At 73.3% G+C, this 19,747-nt stretch carries 20 protein-coding genes and 7 tRNA genes; 16 read left to right on the top strand and 11 right to left on the bottom strand.

Annotated features, from left to right (window positions below; all coding sequences use genetic code 11):
• The first annotated feature begins 362 nt into the window (after positions 1–362).
• Entirely contained in the window at positions 363–1,586 is a 1,224-nt protein-coding gene (gene cobA / locus ABZZ20_RS13900; protein WP_356869628.1) for a uroporphyrinogen-III C-methyltransferase, read from the top strand.
• Positions 1,587–1,643: 57 nt separating this feature from the next.
• The gene (locus ABZZ20_RS13895; RefSeq protein ID WP_356869627.1) at positions 1,644–2,483 is read left to right on the top strand and encodes an RNA methyltransferase; all 840 of its coding nucleotides are present in this window, start codon (positions 1,644–1,646) and stop codon (positions 2,481–2,483) included.
• 81 nt (positions 2,484–2,564) lie between these two features.
• Here the strand turns inward: ABZZ20_RS13895 and ABZZ20_RS13890 are convergent, their stop codons facing one another.
• Positions 2,565–3,785, bottom strand: a complete 1,221-nt coding sequence (locus tag ABZZ20_RS13890) for a serine/threonine-protein kinase (RefSeq protein ID WP_356869626.1) — start codon at positions 3,783–3,785, stop codon at positions 2,565–2,567.
• A gap of 675 nt (positions 3,786–4,460) precedes the next feature.
• Between ABZZ20_RS13890 and ABZZ20_RS13885 the strand changes: the two genes are divergently transcribed.
• From ABZZ20_RS13885 to ABZZ20_RS13875, 3 genes are all read left to right on the top strand, one after another.
• Positions 4,461–4,646, top strand: a complete 186-nt coding sequence (locus ABZZ20_RS13885; RefSeq protein WP_356869625.1) for a hypothetical protein — start codon at positions 4,461–4,463, stop codon at positions 4,644–4,646.
• A gap of 201 nt (positions 4,647–4,847) precedes the next feature.
• A complete protein-coding gene (locus ABZZ20_RS13880) occupies positions 4,848–5,933 on the top strand; it encodes a phosphotransferase (protein ID WP_356869624.1) in 1,086 nt (361 codons plus the stop codon).
• Between the two features lie 65 nt (positions 5,934–5,998).
• Entirely contained in the window at positions 5,999–6,304 is a 306-nt protein-coding gene (locus ABZZ20_RS13875; protein WP_356869623.1) for a zf-TFIIB domain-containing protein, read from the top strand.
• 106 nt (positions 6,305–6,410) lie between these two features.
• Here the strand turns inward: ABZZ20_RS13875 and ABZZ20_RS13870 are convergent.
• The 5 genes from ABZZ20_RS13870 to ABZZ20_RS13850 form a co-directional block, all read right to left on the bottom strand.
• Positions 6,411–6,485, bottom strand: a tRNA-Val gene (locus tag ABZZ20_RS13870).
• Positions 6,486–6,524: 39 nt separating this feature from the next.
• A tRNA-Val gene (locus ABZZ20_RS13865) sits at positions 6,525–6,596 on the bottom strand.
• 19 nt (positions 6,597–6,615) lie between these two features.
• Positions 6,616–6,687: transfer RNA gene (locus ABZZ20_RS13860), tRNA-Val, on the bottom strand.
• A gap of 1 nt (position 6,688) precedes the next feature.
• Positions 6,689–6,762: transfer RNA gene (locus ABZZ20_RS13855), tRNA-Cys, on the bottom strand.
• A 37-nt stretch (positions 6,763–6,799) separates the two neighbouring features.
• A tRNA-Gly gene (locus ABZZ20_RS13850) sits at positions 6,800–6,872 on the bottom strand.
• Between the two features lie 180 nt (positions 6,873–7,052).
• On the opposite strand from ABZZ20_RS13850, the gene ABZZ20_RS13845 reads away from it, so the two are divergent.
• Genes ABZZ20_RS13845 through ABZZ20_RS13835 form a run of 3 tightly spaced genes read left to right on the top strand, consistent with a single transcriptional unit; the run spans position 7,053 to position 9,835 of the window.
• Positions 7,053–8,108, top strand: a complete 1,056-nt coding sequence (locus ABZZ20_RS13845) for a chorismate-binding protein (RefSeq protein WP_356869622.1) — start codon at positions 7,053–7,055, stop codon at positions 8,106–8,108.
• 16 nt (positions 8,109–8,124) lie between these two features.
• Entirely contained in the window at positions 8,125–8,949 is an 825-nt protein-coding gene (locus ABZZ20_RS13840) for an aminodeoxychorismate lyase (RefSeq protein WP_356869621.1), read from the top strand.
• Positions 8,950–8,992: 43 nt separating this feature from the next.
• Positions 8,993–9,835, top strand: a complete 843-nt coding sequence (locus ABZZ20_RS13835; RefSeq protein WP_356869620.1) for a GNAT family N-acetyltransferase — start codon at positions 8,993–8,995, stop codon at positions 9,833–9,835.
• 88 nt (positions 9,836–9,923) lie between these two features.
• On the opposite strand, the gene ABZZ20_RS13830 is transcribed toward ABZZ20_RS13835, so the two are convergent.
• On the bottom strand, positions 9,924–10,421 hold the full coding sequence (locus ABZZ20_RS13830; protein ID WP_356869619.1) for a DsbA family protein: 498 nt from the start codon (positions 10,419–10,421) through the stop codon (positions 9,924–9,926).
• 170 nt (positions 10,422–10,591) lie between these two features.
• On the opposite strand from ABZZ20_RS13830, the gene ABZZ20_RS13825 reads away from it, so the two are divergent.
• Together ABZZ20_RS13825 and ABZZ20_RS13820 are read left to right on the top strand one after the other, a co-directional pair.
• Positions 10,592–11,044: a hypothetical protein gene (locus tag ABZZ20_RS13825; protein ID WP_356869618.1), complete on the top strand. Its 453-nt coding sequence runs from the start codon at positions 10,592–10,594 to the stop codon at positions 11,042–11,044.
• A gap of 179 nt (positions 11,045–11,223) precedes the next feature.
• The gene (locus ABZZ20_RS13820) at positions 11,224–11,409 is read left to right on the top strand and encodes a hypothetical protein (RefSeq protein ID WP_356869718.1); all 186 of its coding nucleotides are present in this window, start codon (positions 11,224–11,226) and stop codon (positions 11,407–11,409) included.
• On the opposite strand, the gene ABZZ20_RS13815 is transcribed toward ABZZ20_RS13820, so the two are convergent.
• Positions 11,371–11,970 carry a CGNR zinc finger domain-containing protein gene (locus ABZZ20_RS13815; protein ID WP_356869617.1) on the bottom strand — a complete coding sequence of 200 codons (600 nt, stop codon included), beginning with the start codon at positions 11,968–11,970 and terminating at the stop codon, positions 11,371–11,373. The genes ABZZ20_RS13820 and ABZZ20_RS13815 overlap by 39 nt on opposite strands.
• 264 nt (positions 11,971–12,234) lie before the next feature.
• On the bottom strand, positions 12,235–12,648 hold the full coding sequence (locus tag ABZZ20_RS13810) for an SsgA family sporulation/cell division regulator (RefSeq protein ID WP_030011909.1): 414 nt from the start codon (positions 12,646–12,648) through the stop codon (positions 12,235–12,237).
• A 177-nt stretch (positions 12,649–12,825) separates the two neighbouring features.
• On the opposite strand from ABZZ20_RS13810, the gene ABZZ20_RS13805 reads away from it, so the two are divergent.
• On the top strand, positions 12,826–13,272 hold the full coding sequence (locus ABZZ20_RS13805; protein ID WP_356869616.1) for a TIGR02611 family protein: 447 nt from the start codon (positions 12,826–12,828) through the stop codon (positions 13,270–13,272).
• A 46-nt stretch (positions 13,273–13,318) separates the two neighbouring features.
• Positions 13,319–13,390: transfer RNA gene (locus ABZZ20_RS13800), tRNA-Val, on the top strand.
• Between the two features lie 74 nt (positions 13,391–13,464).
• On the opposite strand, the gene ABZZ20_RS13795 is transcribed toward ABZZ20_RS13800, so the two are convergent.
• Positions 13,465–15,813, bottom strand: coding sequence for a hypothetical protein (locus tag ABZZ20_RS13795; protein WP_356869615.1), 2,349 nt, complete (start codon positions 15,811–15,813; stop codon positions 13,465–13,467).
• Between the two features lie 132 nt (positions 15,814–15,945).
• Here ABZZ20_RS13795 and ABZZ20_RS13790 point away from each other — a divergent pair, with 132 nt between their 5' ends.
• Positions 15,946–16,464, top strand: a complete 519-nt coding sequence (locus ABZZ20_RS13790; protein ID WP_356869614.1) for an SRPBCC family protein — start codon at positions 15,946–15,948, stop codon at positions 16,462–16,464.
• Between the two features lie 39 nt (positions 16,465–16,503).
• Positions 16,504–16,575, top strand: a tRNA-Val gene (locus ABZZ20_RS13785).
• Positions 16,576–16,655: 80 nt separating this feature from the next.
• On the opposite strand, the gene ABZZ20_RS13780 is transcribed toward ABZZ20_RS13785, so the two are convergent.
• A complete protein-coding gene (locus ABZZ20_RS13780) occupies positions 16,656–17,381 on the bottom strand; it encodes a 3'-5' exonuclease (RefSeq protein ID WP_356869613.1) in 726 nt (241 codons plus the stop codon).
• Between the two features lie 209 nt (positions 17,382–17,590).
• On the opposite strand from ABZZ20_RS13780, the gene ABZZ20_RS13775 reads away from it, so the two are divergent.
• Together ABZZ20_RS13775 and ABZZ20_RS13770 are read left to right on the top strand one after the other, a co-directional pair.
• On the top strand, positions 17,591–18,181 hold the full coding sequence (locus ABZZ20_RS13775; RefSeq protein ID WP_356869612.1) for a DUF4365 domain-containing protein: 591 nt from the start codon (positions 17,591–17,593) through the stop codon (positions 18,179–18,181).
• Positions 18,182–18,210: 29 nt separating this feature from the next.
• Positions 18,211–19,419: a hypothetical protein gene (locus ABZZ20_RS13770; protein WP_356869611.1), complete on the top strand. Its 1,209-nt coding sequence runs from the start codon at positions 18,211–18,213 to the stop codon at positions 19,417–19,419.
• The last annotated feature ends 328 nt before the right edge of the window (positions 19,420–19,747 follow it).

Below are 19,747 nucleotides of genomic sequence, written 5' to 3'. Positions count from 1 at the left end.
CGCTGGGTAGCCCTGGCGCTTGGGGGCGCAGGGCCCCGGCCCGGGAACGCCCAACGGGTAAGCCCGCGCCCGTCCTGACGGGGCAAGTCTCGACCGTCCTGACGGGCGGGGCACAGGCCGCTTGACGGATCGGGCGCGGGAAGGTGCGTCGGGCGGGTTCGGGAGCCTTGATGGGTAGGGGCAGCGTGCGAGCGGTCAGCGCGGGGACCGCGGGGCAGTTCGGCAGCGGACCCCGGACTTGGCTGTGGCCCCCCGGGTCGTATCGTGGTCCCGGACAACCGAAACCGCACGTCACACCTGACAAAGCCGCTCCAACGCAGCAGCGGCCCGCCGACACCGCCGCATCAGGAGCTGCAACCGCCATGGCACACCCGGCACACCCCGCCTACCCCGTAGGACTCCGCCTCGCCGGCCGCCGCGTCGTCGTGATCGGCGGCGGCCAGGTCGCTCAGCGTCGACTCCCCGCGCTCATCGCGGCCGGCGCCGACATCCTCCTGATCTCCCCCTCCGCCACGCCTTCCGTGGACGCCATGGCGGAGACCGGTGAGATCCGCTGGGAGCGCCGCCGCTATCAGGACGGCGACCTGGCGGGCGCCTGGTACGCCCTCATCGCCACCCAGAACCGCGAGGACAACGAGCGTGCCTCCGCCGAGGCCGAGCGCGAGCGGGTCTGGTGCGTGCGCGCCGACGACGCCTCCGCCGCCACTGCATGGACCCCGGCCACGGGCCGCGTCGAGGGCGTGACCGTCGCCGTGCTCACCGGCAACGACCCGCGCCGTTCCGCGGCGGTGCGCGACGCCGTCGTCGAGGGCCTGCGCGACGGGTCCCTCACCGCCTCCCGCCACCGGAGCCACACCCCGGGCGTCGCCCTCGTCGGTGGCGGCCCCGGCGACCCCGACCTGATCACCGTCCGCGGGCGCCGCCTCCTCGCCGAGGCCGACGTGGTCATCGCCGACCGGCTCGGCCCCCGCGACCTGCTCGACGAACTCCCGCCCCACGTGGAGGTCATCGACGCCGCGAAGATCCCGTACGGCCGCTACATGGCCCAGGAGGCCATCAACAACGCCCTCATCGAGCACGCCAAGGCCGGCAAGGCGGTGGTCCGGCTGAAGGGCGGGGACCCGTACGTCTTCGGCCGCGGCATGGAGGAGCTCCAGGCCCTCGCGGAGGCCGGCATCCCCTGCACCGTCGTCCCCGGCATCTCCAGCTCCATCTCGGTGCCCGGCGCCGTCGGCATCCCGGTCACCCACCGGGGCGTGGCCCACGAGTTCACCGTGGTCAGCGGCCACGTCGGCCCCGACGACCCGCGCTCCCTGGTGGACTGGGCCTCCCTCGCGAAGCTCACCGGCACCCTGGTGATCCTCATGGGCGTCGACAAGATCGGTCTGATCGCCGAGGCCCTGGTCCGGCACGGCCGTCCTGCGGACACCCCGGTCGCGGTCGTCCAGGAGGGCACCACCGCCAGTCAGCGCCGCGTGGACGCCACCCTCGCCACCGTCGGCGAGACCGTACGGGCGCAGGAGGTCCGTCCGCCCGCGGTCATCGTGATCGGCGAAGTCGTCAACGTCGGTACCCCCACCGTCTGAAACGCCCGCGCCCGCAGGGCCGTTGGCACCGCACCCAGGACAAGGCAGTATCACCCTGTGGCTGATCTCATCACCGTCGAAGACCCCGACGACCCGCGCCTGCGCGACTACACGGGCCTGACCGACGTCGAACTCCGGCGCCGGCGCGAGCCTGAGGAAGGCCTGTTCATCGCCGAGGGCGAGAAGGTCATCAGACGCGCAAAGGACGCCGGGTATGAGATGCGTTCGATGCTGCTCTCGGCGAAGTGGGTCGACGTCATGCGGGACGTCATCGACGAGCTCCCGGCCCCGGTCTACGCCGTGAGCCCCGAACTCGCCGAGCGCGTCACCGGCTACCACGTGCACCGCGGCGCGCTCGCCTCGATGCAGCGCAAGCCCCTGCCGGCGGCCGACGAGCTGCTGGTGGGGGAAGGGGCGGGCCGGCGGATCGCCGTCTTCGAGGGGTTCGTCGACCACGCCAATCTGGGTGCCGCCTTCCGCAGCGCCGCAGCACTCGGCATCAGCGCGATACTCCTCTCCCCGGACTGCGCGGACCCGCTCTACCGACGTGCCATCAAGGTCTCGATGGGGTCGGTGTTCTCGGTTCCGTACGCACGCCTCGATGCGTGGCCCGCCGACCTGGAGAAGGTCCGGGAGGCCGGCTACCGCATCCTGGCGATGACACCGAGCGCGAAGGCCACGCCGCTGGACCAGGTCCCGCCGGAGCGCTTCGAGCGTTCCGCGATCATGCTCGGTTCCGAGGGGCACGGGCTGTCCACGTACGCGCTGCGGGCCGCCGACGAGTGGGTTCGCATCCCCATGGCGGAGGGGATCGACTCCCTCAACGTGGCCGCGGCCTCGGCGGTGGCCTTCTACGCGACGCGGCCGCCCCAGGGACCGGCGCCGCAGCAGCCGTAGCCGGGACGCCGCAGGCCCGCGGGCCCGCCGCTCGGGCTCTGTCCTCGTGCCCTGCCGCTCGGGCCCTGGCCTCGGGCCGGCCTAGAGCTTCTGAGCCGCTGCGATGCCCAGGGCCACGATCAGCGTCACCACGACGAACACGATCAGCCGCTGCCGCATCAGCTTGGGGTCCGGCCGCGAGCGCCGCCTCCCCGCCCCCGTCGTGCGCGGGGCCGGCCGGCCGCCGGTACGCCCCGCCGTCGGTCGGGACGACGGTCCGCCCGGGTTCCGGGAGGAGGAGGGCCGCGAGTGCGGTCCGCTGTGCGGGCCCTGGCTCCGGCCGCCCTGACCGTGCGCCTGCGCCTGCCCCTGCGACGCCTGGTGGGCGGGCGTGCCGCCGGTACGGCGCTCCGTGCGCTGGTCGGAGTACCGCTCCGTGAGTCGACCGGTGGGACGCTCGGTCCGCACGCGCTGCGCGGGCGGACGCCCGTCGGGCAGCCCCTGCGCCTCGCGGGCCGCGATCTCCTTCAGCCGCATCGACAGCTGTAGGGTGCTGGGCCGCTCTTCGGGGTCCTTGGCCAGACAGGCTTGTACGAGGGGTGCGAGCGCGTCCGGGACCCCGTGCAGATGGGGCTCCTCGTGCACCACGCGGTACAGCATGACCTCGGAACTGCCGTGCCCGAAGGGCGAGTCGGCGGTGGCGGCATAGGCGAGGGTGGCCCCGAGCGCGAAGACGTCGGTGGCCGGGGTGACGGCGGCCCCGCGCACCTGTTCGGGCGCGAGGAAGCCGGGGGAGCCCACGGCCGTACCCACATGGGTGAGGGTGCTCGCGCCGGTGGCCCAGGCGATCCCGAAGTCGATGATGCGGGGGCCCTTGGGAGACAGAAGGATGTTCGAGGGCTTGAGGTCGCGGTGGACGACCCCCGCCTCGTGCACGGCGACCAGTCCCTCGGAGAGCGCGGCGCCGATCGCCGCGATCTGGGCGGCCGTCAGCGGGCCCTCTTCGGCCACCTTGTCGTGCAGGGACGGGCCGGGCACGTACTGGGTGGCGAACCACGGCCGCTCCGCCTCCAGGTCCGCGGCCACCAGGCGCGCGGTACACCCGCCGCGGATCCGCCGGGCTGCGGACACCTCGCGCGCGAAACGCGACCTGAACTCCTGGTCCTCGGCCAGGTCCGGCCGGATCACCTTGAGCGCGACGCGCTGTCCGCGTCGGTCGGATCCCAGGTAGACCACGCCCATGCCGCCGGCGCCGAGCCGTCGGTGCAGCCGGAATGAGCCGACGACACGCGGGTCCTCGCGCCGGAGCCGCATCATCGCCATGTCCACCCCGCTGACCGGTCGTCCTGTTGACGTGGCACAGCTTACGGACCATCCGCCAGGAGCGCTCAGAGGCCGCGCCCTCGCCGGAGGATTGGATGGTCAGTGCGACACCGCCCACTTGAGGGTTCCTCACCCACACGGACCCGCGTACGTAAGGCACTTGTCGGTACGGCCAAACGGCCCTCGGGGCAAGGGGATTGAGGGTGCGCCCGGCTGGCGCGCCGGGCGCACGGCGGGTGGACGGTGCGTGCGCGGGGCGGACGGGCGGGGTGATCTTGTGGGTTCCCCCTCCAGGGGCATGCATGCGCAGGGAGTGACGGAAGTGAGCGATGTCACCGGATCTCTCCCGGGAGGTCCTGGCCTGGCCTTGAGGCTGGGGAGGAATGGGTCTTTGGCCGGGGGTTCAGAGCGTCGGAGGTTGGTTCGCGTCTGGTCTGACCTGTTTCCCGTCCCCTCCGGTCGTCCCCTCCGGGAAGACCCTCATTACGGGGGAGCCGTCTCCACCCAGGGGAGTACGCGGGAGTGGTCCCGTCATCCTCCTGGAGGCCTGCCAAAGGGTACGAGGGCAGGAGGCCAGGGGCCTTCCGCCCGCCTAGTGTTGGGGACAAGCGGCGGGTGGAGTACTCGTCCCCCGAGGTCACAGGCCCGCCGCTACCCGACGACAGGGAGAGGACCATGGCGGACATCGCACGGTACGGACGCAAGGCATTCGCGTTCAACGGCCACGAGTCCGGTACGCGCCACCCACTGGTGGCCGCGGCCATGGTGCTCCCCCTGGCCGTTCTCCTGCTCTTCCTCTTCGGAGGTTTCGACCAGGTGGCGGTACAGGCGTCGTCCGTGGGCGTGATGCTGGGGCGCTGAGCGGCGCCCCGGGTCCGGGAGAGCGGCCCGGGCCGGGACATCAGCCCGTCGAACCCCGTGGGGACGGGGGCGCGACGGACGGCAGGTGAAGGGTGCTGCCCGTACGACTGGGGAGTCGGACGGGCAGCACCCTTTTTCGCGCGGTCCCGCAATTCCGTAATCTGCTTCCGAGACGCCTGTGACGGGAGCCGTGGAACGACGATGAACCAGGAGCCGCTGCCCGCTGCCCTTGCCGCCTACATCGGCGCGGGGGAGTCGGACGCGCCGTACGTGCTCCTCGCTGAGCGGGAGGACGGGACCGTCGTGCGGTGCGGCGAGATCGTGGCCAAGGCGCACGCCGGGGACAGTGACCACGACGGCCTCGCCGTGCGGATGCGGATCGCCGCCGACGAGGCGTTGGCCGGGGTGCTGCTGGCCCCGCTGCGCGCCGAGGTCGGGTACCTCGGGGGGCGGCCGGTGTCCCTTTGGCCGTACGGGGCCCCGGTGGATCCGGAGCGCCCCGAGGACGCCCCCTGGGAGGCGGCCGGCCGGCTGCTCGCGGCCCTGCACCAGGTTCCCGTCCACCGGCTGCCCGGGCCGGTCCCCCCGATGCGCGGCCCGGCCAAGCTCGCACGTGCCCTGCGCCGCCTGGCGCGGGCGACGGCCCCCGACCGGGCTGCCGGCGCGGCTGCTGCTGGTGCCGGCATCAGTGGCGGTGCCAGCACCGGTGCCGGCGCCGGTAGCGGGGCCGGTGGCGGGGCCGCTGTCGGTGGCCTCCGCGCCGGTACCGCCCGCGTGCCCAGCCCCGTCGAGGCCCGCCCGGACGGCGACCTCGTCCGGGCTGCCGCGCAGAGGCTGCCTGCCTGGGTGCGGGGGGAGGCACCGGCGCCCCGTGGCGGGACGCTGTGCCACGGGGACCTGCACCTCGGACAGCTGGTCCGGGGCCCCGGACCCGACGGGGGCTGGCGGCTCATCGACGTGGACGACCTCGGCGTCGGCACCCCCGCGTGGGACCTGGCCCGGCCTGCCGCCTGGTACGCGGCGGGGCTGCTCGACACGGCCACCTGGGTCCGCTTCCTCGACTCCTATCGGGCGGCGGGCGGTCCCGCGGCCGGGCCGCCAGGCTCCGACCCGTGGCCGGAGCTGGACCTCGCCGCCCGGGCGCTGACCGTGCAGACCGCCGCGCTGGCCCTGGCCAAATCAGCAGAAAACAACCGTCGACTCGATGACGTGGAACGGCTGATGGTGGAGTCCTGTGCCCGAATCGCCACCCTCCCGGCCGACTTGGAGCCACTGGCTCCGTCGTAGGGTGAGCATCACGTCACCGGGCAACCAGCCGGTGTCGAAGCACACGGCGAGGAGTTGATCCGGTCATGCAGTGTCCGAAGTGCCACGCGATGATGCACACCTACAACCGCAACGGCGTTCAGATCGAGCAGTGCAGCGGCTGTCGCGGCATCTTCCTCGACTACGGCGAGCTGGAGGCGCTGACCCGCCTGGAGTCGCAGTACATCGCCGGCCAGTACGGCCAGGTCCCGCCGCCCGCCGCGCCGCCGGCCCCGTACCCGGCCGCCCACGCCGCTCCCGCCCCGGCCTGGGGTGCCCCGCAGCATCACGGCGGCCACGGCCACCACGGCCACCACAAGGGCGGCTTCGGCCGGATGCTCTTCTCCTCCTGAGGTGCCCGGGGGCCCCGCACGCCGGGGCCCCACCCGCGCATGGCCCGCGCAGCGCCGGCGGTACAACGCAGAAGCCCCGGCCGTCTCGACGGCCGGGGCTTGCGGGTGGTGCGCGATACTGGGATTGAACCAGTGACCTCTTCCGTGTCAGGGAAGCGCTCTCCCGCTGAGCTAATCGCGCGGGCACGGCCGTTAAGCCGCAGGTGAAGCAGGTGCTGCGTGCGCGATACTGGGATTGAACCAGTGACCTCTTCCGTGTCAGGGAAGCGCTCTCCCGCTGAGCTAATCGCGCGGGGATCCTTGCGGACCAGTGGACGATACTGGGATTGAACCAGTGACCTCTTCCGTGTCAGGGAAGCGCTCTCCCGCTGAGCTAATCGTCCTTGGAGGTGGAGACGGGATTTGAACCCGTGTAGACGGCTTTGCAGGCCGTTGCCTCGCCTCTCGGCCACTCCACCATGGAGCTGCAGGGGTTCGGGAAGATCCCCCACTTCGAGCGGACGACGAGACTCGAACTCGCGACATCCACCTTGGCAAGGTGGTGCTCTACCAACTGAGCTACGTCCGCAGGTCACCGTGTTCGCTCCGGGGTTTTTCCCCTTCGCTCCCTGGCGACGTGTTGAACTCTAGCGGATTCCGGGGCCAGCTCAAAAACGCGTTTCCGCAGCGTGCTGCCGCTCGATCACCACCGGTCACCCGACGGACACCACGCCGGCGCCGCCGCGCCACCGGTCATAGACTCGCAGCCGTGCACGACCTGCCTCCCCTGGCCCGCTTCGGCGGCCTCCTCGCGACCGACCTCCGCGACGTCACCAGTGACCCCTGCGCCCTCGACTCCACCGGCTTCTGGGCGGTCTCCGCAGACTTCGAGGGGCGGCTGGTCTGTGCGCGCTTCGGTGACGTACGCCCCGATCCCGTCCCGGCGCCCGTCGCAGGGCTCTGGCGGGGCCCCGCCGCCGACCAGTGGTCCTCCTCCCTCGACCGTGCGGCCTACACCGCCGGCGTGCGCCGCATCCGCGAACACATCGCCGCCGGCGAGGTCTACCAGGCCAACCTCTGCCGGGTGATGTCCGCGCCGCTGCCCGACCCGGCCCGTGCCGACGTCGACGCACTCACGGCGCTGCTCGCGCGCGGCAACCCGGCCCCCTATGCAGGAACGATTCGCCTCCCGGCCCACGGCGTCGAGATCGCCACCGCCTCCCCGGAGCTGTACCTGCGCCGGGCCGGCCGTCACGTGGAGTCCGGCCCCATCAAGGGCACCGGCCGCACCGCCGCGGACCTCCTGCCCAAGGACCACGCCGAGAACGTGATGATCGTGGACCTCGTACGCAACGACCTCGGACGGGTCTGCGCCACCGGCTCCGTCACCGTCCCCGAGCTGTGCGCACTCGAAGAACACCCCGGGTTGGTCCACCTCGTCTCCACCGTCAGCGGCGAGCTCGCCGACGGCGCCGGCTGGCCCGAGCTGCTCGCGGCCACCTTCCCGCCAGGCTCGGTCACCGGCGCCCCCAAGTCCTCCGCGCTACGGATCATCGAAGTCCTGGAGACCGCCCCCCGGGGCCCCTACTGCGGAGGCATCGGCTGGGTGGACGCCGACCGCGGTACCGCCGAGCTCGCCGTCGGCATCCGCACCTTCTGGATCGACCGGCAGGCCCCGGGCGGCCCGCGCCTGCTCTTCGGCACCGGAGCCGGCATCACCTGGGGTTCCGACCCCGAGCGCGAATGGGCCGAGACCGAATTGAAGGCGGCCCGACTGCTACGGGTAGCGTCAGGAGCCCATGAGGTGACTGGTACCCCTGGGTGAGCGGAGGGATCGTACGGTGAAGATCTGGCTCGACGGCGCGCTGCGGGACGCCGACAGCGCACAGGTGTCCGTGTTCGACCACGGGCTGACCGTGGGCGACGGCGTGTTCGAGACGCTGAAGGCACAGCACGGGAAGGCCTTCGCGCTCACCCGCCACCTGGATCGGCTGACCGGCTCGGCCCGCGGGCTCGGACTGCCCGACCCCGACCTGGACGAGGTGCGCCGGGCCTGCGCGGCCGTGCTGGAGGCCAACCCGCTTCCGCTCGGTCGGCTGCGCATCACCTACACCGGTGGCGTCTCCCCCCTCGGCTCCGACCGCGGCGCGTCCCGGCCCACCCTGATCGTGGCCGTGGGCGAGACCGCCCGCCGACCGGACAGCACCGCCGTGATCACGGTGCCCTGGGTGCGCAACGAGCGCTCCGCAGTGACCGGACTGAAGACCACCTCGTACGCCGAGAACGTCGTCGCGCTGGCCGCCGCCCACCGGGCCGGGGCCTCCGAGGCCCTGTTCGCGAACACCGTCGGGCACCTTTGCGAGGGCACCGGCTCCAATGTGTTCGTCGTGCTCGACGGGGAGCTCCACACGCCGCCCGTGGCCTCGGGCTGCCTGGCCGGCATCACCCGCGCCCTCGTCGTGGAGTGGGCCGGCGCCAAGGAGACGGACCTGCCGTTCGAGGTGCTGGAGCAGGCCGAGGAGATCTTCCTGACCTCCACCCTGCGCGATGTGCAGGCGGTCCACCGGGTCGACGGCCGGGCGCTCGCCCCGACCGTCCCGGGCCCGGTCACGGCCGGGGCGATGCGGATCTTCGATGCGGAGTCCGGAACGCGTCTGGATCCGTAAACCCCGGTGACGCGGGGCCGCGGGGCCGGTAGAACTCGAAGTGATGACCACGACCCTGCGGCCCACCGAGCCGCTTCAGCAGAACACCGACGGCACCCGCTCGCGGGCCTACGCGGTGCGGGTGAACAGCCGCCACGTCGGCAGTCTCGTCCTCGCCACCCGCTCCGCCACACAATCCCGGGTCGGCGTGATCCGGGACCTGTGGATCGATGCACCGGACCGGCGGCGCGGGCGGGCCACGGTCGCCGCCCTCGCGGCCGAGGAGGTACTGCGCTCCTGGGGCTGCACGAGCGTCGCGGTATCGGTCCCGGCCGACGCGGACCCGGCGCTGCGGATGGCGCGGAGCCTCGGCTACCAGGAGACCGGCCGGACCATGGTCAAGGAACTGCCCGCCGGGGCCCCCGGACTTCCGGCGGGCAGCCGCAGCCGCCCGATGACCCCGGACGAGTTCGACGACTGGCTGGAGCCGGGCATCGTCGAATACGCACAGCGCCTGGTCGCTCCGGGGATGACCCCCGAGCAGGGTCTGGCCGCCTCCCGGGCCGAGCACGCCCTCATGCTGCCGCAGGGGGTCGACACCCCCGGTACGGCCCTCGTCGTTCTGGAGGGGGAGGAGGCCGGAGTCCTGGGAACCCTCTGGGTCGGGCCGTGCGACCTGCCCGGCCTCGGCACCGTGCCGTACGTCTGGGACGTGGAGGTGGCCGCCGAGCACCGCGGCCGGGGGCACGGCCGCACCCTCATGCTGCTGGCCGAACACGCGGCCCTGGCCTCAGCAGCCCGCTCCCTGGGCCTGTACGTCATCGAGGGCAACACCCCGGCCCGCCGACTCTACGAGTCGCTCGGCTATCAGGATTTCGCCGTCAAGGCCGTGAAGGCACTGGTCTAGACGCTGATCCAGGCACTGCCCAGGAGGGGCCGGTCCCGCTAGTGCTGTGACCGGAAGGGTTCACCGGCAAGCCCTTCCGGCCACAGCGCTAGTCACCGGCGAGCAGGCGGTCCGCGATCTCCTCGATGCGGGCGCGCAGGCTCTCCTGGCTCTTCCCGCCGTCGAGGCGCTCGCCGTCGATCACGTACGTCGGGGTGCCGGTCACGCCGATCGCCTTGCCCTCGGCCTGGTCGGCGTCGACGATCAGGATGTGCCGTCCGTCGACCAGGGCGGTGTCGAACTCATCCGCATCCAGGCCGAGTTCGCGCGCCACGTCCAGCAGTACGGCCTCTCCGCGCTCGCCGAGCTCCGCGGTGCGGGCCAGTACGGCCTCCACGTACGGCCAGGCGCGCCCCTGCTCGGCGGCCTCCTCGGCCGCCTGCGCCGCGGCGAAGGCGTGCTTGTGCTTCTCCAGCGGGAAGTGGCGCAGCCGGATGTCCAGCCGGTCGCCGTAGCGGGCCCGCAGGGCCCTTACGTCGTCCAGGGCGCTGTGGCAGTCCGGGCACTGGAGCTCGCACCAGACATCGAGGATCACGGAATCGGTCATGCGGACAGTCTCCCAGCCGCCGGGCGCAGCCACCGAAACGCACCCCCTGGGGAGGAGGCGCGACCCCGAGATGTCCCGGAGATCGGTGTGGCACTTGTTCCGGGCGTGGCCCGCGCGGCGGTGCCCGGTGCAGGATGGAAGGGACGCAACGCCCACCCCTGGAGGACCGCATGCTTGCCGAGACCGTATGTTCCGCGGTGTCCGCCGCGGGTTTGGGCATCGCTGCGGTGACCGCGTACCGCAAGCGCTTTCTCGCTGCCGCGCGGATTGCGGCGTACGCGCTGGTACCGGTCGCCCTGGTGATGACGGGCGTCGTGGAGTGGTTGTCCGGGATGGTCTTCAATCCGACCGTCTGGGCGGGCTTCGGACTGCTCGCCCTGTCCTGGCTGCTGCTCGTGACCACCCGCGCCATCGAGCGCCGCAGGCTCGGCAAGGGGGAGAAGGCGGCCGGCGTGCCCGCAGCGGTCGGGGGGAGCCCCGCGCAGCAGGCCGTCGCCCCGGCCGCGTCCGCCCCGTCGCCGGGCGCGCACCCCCGACCGGCGTCCCGCCCGACTCCCGGCCCGGCCGGGGAGGCGGACGACTTCTCCGACATCGAGGCGATTTTGAAGAAGCACGGCATCTGAGGCTCTGAGGGTCTGAGGCTCCGAGGCGCCGCCGGTGCGCCGGCGACGCGCCACCGGTGCATCTGCGGGGCGCATCCTCACGCCCATCGCTACTCGCTGACAAGAAGGGGTGAACTCCCGCGCAATTGCTGGCGTGTTGAAGGCCCGATACCGGGATGCTGCGCGATCATCGGCGCGACATGCTCGACACATCGCAGGGTGAGCCGCCGGTTCCCGCGCCGGCGGCCACGACGGGCCCCGCCCCTGTTGCCGAGGAGCCGCGGGGCTGCCTCTTCGCGCTTTCCCAGCCGCCCCTGATGATCTTCCTAGGGGTGATCGGAACCCTGCTACTGCTTGCTGCCGTGCACGACCTCTTCCTGCTCTGACAGCCCTGCGTCGGCTTCCTTGCGCCGGGCCCGGTACGCCGCCACGTGCAACCGGTTCCCGCAGGTCCGGCTGTCGCAGTAGCGCCGCGAGCGGTTCCGGGACAGGTCCACGAAGGCCCGCCGGCAGTCGGGGGCCTCGCAGCGCCGCAGGCGTTCCTGCTCGCCGGAGACCACGATGAAGGCCAGTGCCATGCCGCCGTCGGCCGCGAGGTGATCGCCCAGCGAGGCGCCCGGCGCGAAGTAGTGGACGTGCCAGTCGTAGCCGTCGTGGTCGGTCAGCTGCGGGGTGGTGCCGGCGGTCGCCACCAGCTCGTTGATCAGCCCTGCCGCGGTCCGGGGGTTGGGTGCTCCGAAGACCTGGGCGAATTTGCCGCGGACCGTGCGCACCCCGGCGAGGTCGCGGGCACCGAGCTCGCCGACGTCGCTGATCTCGTACTCGCGCACGAACTCGCGCAGTGAGCCGATGTCCGCCAGTCCGTCGGGCTGGTCCGCCTCGGCCGCTGTGTTCACCAGCGCGACGACGACGTCGAGCGCGCGACGGGTGTCGTGGGGAATCTGCACGGTGGTCGCTCCCTGGGGGCCGGGCCTGCGGCGACGGACCAGTGCCGCCGCTGGTGGCCGACTCTAGTCGTCTCCGGGCGGCATCGGGAGGTACCCCCGTTCCGGCCCCGTCAAGCCCAACGGCGCCGTCCTCGCGGGTGGCTTCCGCAAGAACAGCGCCGGCACTGCCGTATGTGGGTTTTGTCCAGCGGGCACCGTCGCCCCGAGTCGGACGGTGCACAGTGGCCCCGGCTGACGCCGGGAGGTGCTCCCTGAAGGCCTGGCTCAGCTTTCGGCCAGGATGTGGGAGAGCTCCTTGTCGAGATCGAAGTGCCGGTGTTCGGTCCCGGGTGGAACCGCGGCGTCCGTCCGCTTGAGGAACGACTCCAGTGCGCGGGCGGGTGCTTCGAGCAGGGCTTCTCCCTCCGGTGAGCTCAGGGCGATGCAGACGACGCCCTGACCGTGGCTGCGGGACGGCCAGACGCGGACGTCTCCGGTTCCGGTGGGCCGGTGGAGGCCCTCAGCGAGGAGGTCTCGGGCGAATACCCATTCGACCGTCTCCTCGGCGCCGGTGTGGAAGGTGGCGTGCACGGCGTAGGGATCGGCCGTGTCATACCGCAGGCCCGCCGGGACAGGCAGGGAGGACTCGCTCGACACAACGAGGCGCAGGTGCAGCTCGCAGCTGACCGTGGTGTTCATAAGCGCCAGGGCCTTTCGCTCAGTGTGCGCTCGGGGATTCGCACGTCGGCGAAATCGACATGCCACCTACGGTGCCGTTGTAAACCCCTCTGACCGTTTTGCGGACCTCTGGGTCCCTCGTACGGCGGATCCAAACCACCATTCACGTGTGCTTCCGGCTCCGGTAGATTCGGTGCCATGAATACGGGGAGTGACCGCGGGACCCGCGAGTCCACAGCAGACGACACCACTCAGCAGACCACGCCGAACGCGCCGCACGTCTCGAAGGCGCCAGCTTTCATCAAGTCGCGCCGCACCCTGCACCTCAGCTGGCAGGTCGGCGTCTTCGTCGTCGGCCTCGCCGTCGTCGGGGCGGGCGTCGCGATGCTCGTCCTCCCGGGTCCCGGCTGGGTCGCGATCTTCGCCGGCCTCGCGATCTGGGCCACCGAGTTCGCCTGGGCGTCGCTCGTCCTGCGCTGGACCAAGCACAAGGTCACCGAGGCCGCGCAGAAGGCCCTGGACCCGAAGGTCCGCCGCCGCAACCTCATCCTCACCAGTGTGGGGCTCGTGATCGCCGGCGCGCTGATCGGCTTCTACCTGTGGAAGTACGGCCTGACCATGCCCTGGGCCATCAAGGACCAGTGATGGTCGGGAACCACCGCTGACATGGGGTAATGTTTGCGGTGCGTCCGGGCGATTAGCTCAGTGGGAGAGCACTTCGTTCACACCGAAGGGGTCACTGGTTCGAACCCAGTATCGCCCACCCGGACCGAGGGCCCGGAGACTTCCAAAGTCTCCGGGCCCTCGGCGTTCTCATGGCGTTCTTCCCGACCGCCGTCACCCGAGCCGGCCGAGGGCCGCCCGCAGCCGGCGCGCGTCCCGCAGCCGCTTCTCGTACGTCGCGCCCACCACCAGGAGCAGCAGCCCCGCCAAGGCCGGCGGCAGCCAGCGCGGCAGCGCGTCGACGACCTGGACCACGTACGGTGCCAGCTCGTGCAGTGCCACCGCCGCGAGGGCGCCGCCACCGAGCAGCAGCGGAGCCTGGAGCCGCCGGTGCGCGCCGAGCAGCGTCACCGCGAGCGCCGCCAGGCCCAGCAGCAGCGGCCGCAACCAGTGCGGATCGCCCCATGCGGCGATCAGGCTCGGCAGCAGGGTCGCGGCCAGCCCCGGCCCGTAGGCCGTCCAGGACGAGGCCCGCCCGTCCCCGCGGCGGCGCAGGAAGCCCACCGCGAGCGCGAGCACCGTCACCGGCAGCGTGTACGCCTCGGGCGCCGCCACGCCGGACACCCAGAGCCGGATCCATGTCGCCGCCACGAACAGGACCCCGGCCGCCGGGCCGAGCCCGCGCCGGTCCGCGCGTACCGCCCCGCCCGCGCAGATCACCCCGACCAGGGCGCACACCAGCGCCAGCAGCGGCAGCTCCGCTGCCGCGAGGAGCAGCGCTGCGGCGCCGACCGCCGCCGCAGCGACCTCCGCCGGGATCCGGACCCGGCCCAGGCGCGGTCCGAGCGCCACCACCGCAGCCGGGACCGCCAGCACCGGCAGCGCCCACCAGGACACCGCCAGGCCCTGCAGCGCGCACAGGGCCGCCACCGTGGCCGCCGCGTACCCGACGGCGAGCACCGCGCCGCCCGCCCGCGTGGGCTGCGCGCCGGGCGCGTACGCCGCCCCCGCCGCGCAGCCCGCGCCCACCAGCACGAACACCGCGAAGGTGGCCGTACGGCCGTCCAGCGCGGACACCGACAGGTTCAGTGCGCCCACGGCGGTGCACACCGCAGCCGCGTACCCCGGGCCCCGCGCGGCCTTGAGCGCGAACACCCCGGCCGCCGCCGTCACCGTCAGCTGCGCCCCGAGCACCACCGCCACCGGCAGTCCGTACGGCATCGGCGCAACGAACAGCCCCGCCCAGCCGAGGGCCACCGCGATCACGCCCGGCTCGGGGCGCGGCAGTACCCGCGCCAGCCACCACGCCGCCCCCGCGGCGACGACCAGGGTCAGCGGGACCGCCGTACCCGGCCCGTACGGCCCCTCGGGCGGGGTTGTCGCCGCCCACACCTCGCGCAGTACGCCGAAGCGGGCCCCCAGCGAGCCCGCCGCGGGCAGCAGCGCCGAGAGCGCGGCCAGCGCGGCCACCCCGGCCCCGGCGAGGGCCAGGCCGCGCCGGACCGCCGCCGGGAGCGCGTTCGCCCGTACCGCCGCCAGCAGTGGCAGGGCGAGCACCAGGAAGACCACCACGGCCCAGTCCCGCGACAGGGCGGGCCGAGCCGGCCCGCCGAGCGCCGCCACCCCCGACAGGGCGCCCGCGACCGCGACCGCCGTCGCCGAAGGCTCCCGCCAGGCCACTGCGACGCCCAGCGCCGCACAGGCCGCCAGCAGCAGCGACGGATCCAGCGCCGCCGCAGCCGAGCCGGCCTGCACCGACCCCGACAGGCCGATCAGCAGCGCTCCCGCGCCCCAAACGGCCCCGCTCGCCACCGCCGGACCGCACACCGGGCCCCGCGACCGGGCCCCCGGCACCAGCAGCACAAGGGCCGCGTCCAGCGCCGCCGTCGCCAGCAGCGCCCAGCCGAACCCCACCGGGTCCGCCCCGGCGGCCAGCGCCGCCAGCGGCAGGGGCAACTGCGCCGTCACCACCGCCGCCGGCAGCGGGACCACCAGCTTCCCCAGCAGCGGGGCGTACCCCGCCCACAGCGCCGCCAGCACGGCGGACGCGCCCGCCGCGTACGCGGTGCCGTCGACCTCTGGCAGGGCGACCGCGTACAGCGCGTACGCGTCCAGGACCGTCAGCAGCAGCCCCACCGCAGCCACCGACTCGGCCGTCGACCGCAGTCCGCGCCGCAGCAGCAGCGCCGGCGCACCCAGCGCGGCCACCGTCAGTACGACCAGTACGGCCGAGCGCCCGGCGATCCCCATCGCCCCCCAGCTGACCAGCGTGAACGCGAGCGCGGCCACCGCCAGCAACACCGCGCCCAGGATCAGCAGCACGTTCTGGGCGCTCGGGGCCGAGGCGTCCTTCGGACCGGCGGGGGCGACCGGAGCCCAGCCGGGCGCGACCGGCAGCCGCAGCAGCCAGGCACGGCGGGCCAACAAGTACGTGCGCCGGGCATCGAGTTGGGCCAGTTCCCGGTCGATGAGCGCCAGCTCCTGGGCGGGCGGCAGGGGTGTGTTCGGTGGTGGAGGTGCCATGCCCAGGAGTGTGGCGCCCGTCACGCCACCGGAACATGGGCGTGCGTACTCAGATCCGCCCTGAGTACACACAGAAGCGGCGGATGTGCGCAAGCGGCGCCTACGGAGGGGCCCCCGGGCCAGACTGGGCGCATGGACCGCAGCCACGGGGACCGCAGTCGTACGGACCGCAGCCACTGGGACCGCTGGACCCGCTACCGCTTCCGCAGCGTGTGGGACCTCGACGCCCCACCCGCGCGGGTCTACGGCGTCCTGGAGCGGACCGACGCGTACCCGTGCTGGTGGCCCCAAGTCCGCGGGGTCCGGCCGATCGACGGGCGCAGCAGCACCCTGTTCATCCGCTCCGTCCTCCCGTACGAGATCCGGGTGACCGTCACCGAACTGCTCCGCGATCCCGACCGGGGCCTCCTGGAGGCTGCCCTGCACGGTGACATCGAGGGCTGGGCGCGGTGGACCGTACGGGCGCACTGGGGCCGGGACGGGTACGGGACCCGGGCCCTGTACGAGCAGGAGGTCGAGGTGCGCAGCCCCCTGCTGCGACGCCTCGCGGTGCCCGCGCGGCCGGCGTTCCGGCTCAACCACGCCCTGATGATGCGGGCCGGCCGGCGCGCCCTCGCGACCCGTCTGGGGGCTTCGTCGGAAGCGGTTTGAACCAGACCCCGTGCCTCTTGTATTGTTCAACCCGTTCCCGGGCGATTAGCTCAGCGGGAGAGCACTTCGTTCACACCGAAGGGGTCACTGGTTCGATCCCAGTATCGCCCACCGGGAGAGGCCGGTCCGTCATCAGACGGACCGGCCTTCCGCATCTCCGGGCCCCGCCCCGGGCCGCGTTGCCGACCGGCCTAGGCCGCCGCCGACACCTCGGGCCGCAGCGGCCAGTGCGGGTCCACCGTCTCCGGCGTCCCCTGGCGCGCGAACCACGCCTGCAACCCACGGGCCTGCGCCGCGTGCCACACCGCCTGGAGCGTGTGCAGTTCGGCCGGGGTCAGCCGCTCCAGTCGGGCCGCGAACCGGCGCCCCACCGCCCGTACGACCTCCAGCGAGGCCAGCGCGTCCGCCGCCGCGTCGTGCGCACCCTCCAGCTCTATCCCGTAGTGCGCGCACAGGTCCGTCAGTGTCCGGCGGCCCTTGCGGTACCGGTCTAGGTGCTTGTCCAGCACCCGCGGATCCAGCACCGTCAGCGGCCGGTTGTCCAGGTAGCGGGCCAGCGTCGAGGCCCGGTGCCGGCGCAACTCCCGGTCCAACAGCGTCAGATCGAACGGCGCGTTCATCACCACCACCGGCCGGCCCGCCACCTGCTGTTCCCCGAGCGCGCGGGCTATCTCCTCCACGACCGGCGCGGGCCACCGCCCGTTGCGCTGGAGGTGCTCGTCGGTCAGACCGTGCACTTCCGTGGCCCCCGGGGGCACCGGAACGCCGGGATTGACCAGCCAGCGGGTGGAGCGGACCCGGCCGCCCGCACACTCCTGCACGATGAGCGCGGCGGACACGATCCGGTCCTGCTCCACGTCCACCCCTGTCGTTTCCGTGTCGAATGCGGCCAGCGGGCCCTCGTACCAGCGCGTCATGGCGAACTCCTCGTCCCGGATCGGCAGATGGGGCGCACCCGAAACACGCCACCCTTGCCCGAATCCGTGATACCCGGCCCGTTTGCGCCGTACGCCGTTTGCGACCCCTCTGGTACGGAGACAACTTCTTCGGGGGACCGCACACATGACCGGTCGTCACCCCGACCACCTCTCACTCGGCAGAGCCCGGAAGGCATGGGGAGCCGGCCATGGCGCTCGCGCAGCCCGAACCGGGCGGGGTGCTGCAGGGGCGGATCGATCCGCGGAGCGGGGCGCGGACCGAACTGCTGCGCGGCACACTCGCCACCACCGCCTGTATGGAGACCCTTCAAGTGGGATACCTGCACGCCGTCGCCGCCGCGGCCGGCTGCTCGCTCTCCCAGCCCTTCCCGGACAACGGCATCGACTGGCACGTCAGCCACGGCGCGCCCGAACACGTCATCGACGACGAGGTCACCATCAAGGTGCAGCTGAAGGCGACCTACCAGGTGCCGCCCAGGCCGGCCGGCCCCTCCTTCGCCTTCACCCTCGACAACGAACACCTGGTGAAACTGGCCCGCACGCCGGTCGCCGTCCACAAGATCCTCGTCGTGATGCTCGTCCCGCGAGACCGCGACCAGTGGCTGGCGGCCGGCCACGACCGGCTCGACCTGAGGCACTGCTGCTACTGGACCAACCTCGCCGGACACCCCGCGACCGGCCGGCGCCGGACCACCGTACGGATCCCGACCACGCGGATCTTCGACGACCGCGCGCTGTGCGAGATCATGACCCGGGTCGGGTCGGGAGGGACACCCTGATGCACCGGAACTCACCGAACCTCGAACCGTTGTCGTCCCCTTCGGAGTACGGGTACGCCGACTGGCCGGACGACTCGGGTGCACCCGATCCCGCCCTCGTGGACCCGGCCGTACTGGGGGCCCTGCTGCACCGGCACGGCTGGCAGCGCCGGGGCGGGTCGGCCGGGCGGTACGGGCGCTGGACGCCGCCCGGCTACGGGGGCACCAGCCTCCTCGTCCCGGAGAGCCGGGCCTTCCCCGACTGCGGCGACCTGCTGGAGGAGGCGCTGACCGCGCTCTCGCGCAGCGCGCTGCCGTCCGCGCGCGAGGTGCTGTACGGGCTGAGCGTGCCCAGCGACGAGATCCGGTGGGACCGACGGATCCCGGAGGGCCCGGGGGGCCCGTACGGGCCCCGGGGCGCAGCCGCGTGGACCATGCAGGAACAGCTCCGCTCGGCCGCCAGGCAGCTCCTGCTGGCCGGCGCCCTCGCGGACCGGGCGAGGGCCGGGTACTACGGCGCCCGGCACCGGGGACAGGCGGAACGGGCCCTGGACGGGGTCCTGGTGGGTCCGGCCCCCGGCGGGCGCAGGCTGACCGCGTACGTACCGGTGGACGGCGGCCGGGGCACGATGACGCGGCTGCACCACGCGCTGCACGCGGCCCGCGAAGCCGTGGACTACCAGCGCGCCACCGGTGGCATGGAGGCCTTCGACGCGGCGGTCGGAGCCGGCGTCAGCCGGGAACTCGCCGATGCGCTCATCGCGTTGGTCAGGGGTTCCGAGGGGGCCCGCATCGCGCTGGCCTGGGCACCGGCGGCCGGTGTACCGGCCGGGTGCGCGGCCCGGCCGGAGCCGGTGGAGTTCTCGCCCGGAGACCTGCCGGTGCTCCGGGACGCTGCGGCGCGGTACACCCGGGACGAACCGGCGGTCGCGGTCCGTGTGGCGGGGGCCGTGGTCCGGATGCGGCGCTCGGCCGCCGGGGGCGGGGGCACGATCCGGCTGCGGGTCCTCGCCGGGGCGGAGGTCCCCTACGTACGGGCGGTGCTGGACGAAGAGGCGTACCGGGTGGCGGGGCACGCGCACCTCGTGGGCGTGCCGATCAGGGTGAGCGGGCGCTTGCAGCGCCGCGGCGGGTTCCGGCGGTTGACCGAGGCCACGGACGTGACGCCGGTCCCGCTCGACGAGGTCGAGCGGGACCGGCTGATGAAGTCGCTGGACGAGTCCCTCGACGCGACGGACGTCCTGCCGACCGACGACTAGTGCGGTGAGCGGACGGGTCCGCCGCGGCCCCGGTGGGGATCTCGTCGGTGCGCTGGTCTCCCGCAGGGGATCGCACGCCCTCCCCTCGGCCGGGTCCACCTCGCCGCGCAGAGCGCGCGCTGCTGCTCGACCCCGTGGTGATCTTCCCGGCCCGGTGCCCCGGCCCCGGGCACCGGCGGATCCGCCCGCCGATCCGCCCGCCGATCCGCCCGCCGATCCGCCCGCCGATCCGCTCGTCGGCGGGTCGCCGGGCGGGTCGTTCCCGGGGTGGCCGGTGGGGCCGGGTAGGGGCAGGGCAGGGGCAGGGTGGGGCCGGCGGTGACAGCCC

This window comes from Streptomyces sp. NPDC006430 (genome assembly GCF_040612395.1).
Classification (GTDB): domain Bacteria; phylum Actinomycetota; class Actinomycetes; order Streptomycetales; family Streptomycetaceae; genus Streptomyces.
This window is presented reverse-complemented; position numbering and strand designations above follow the sequence as displayed.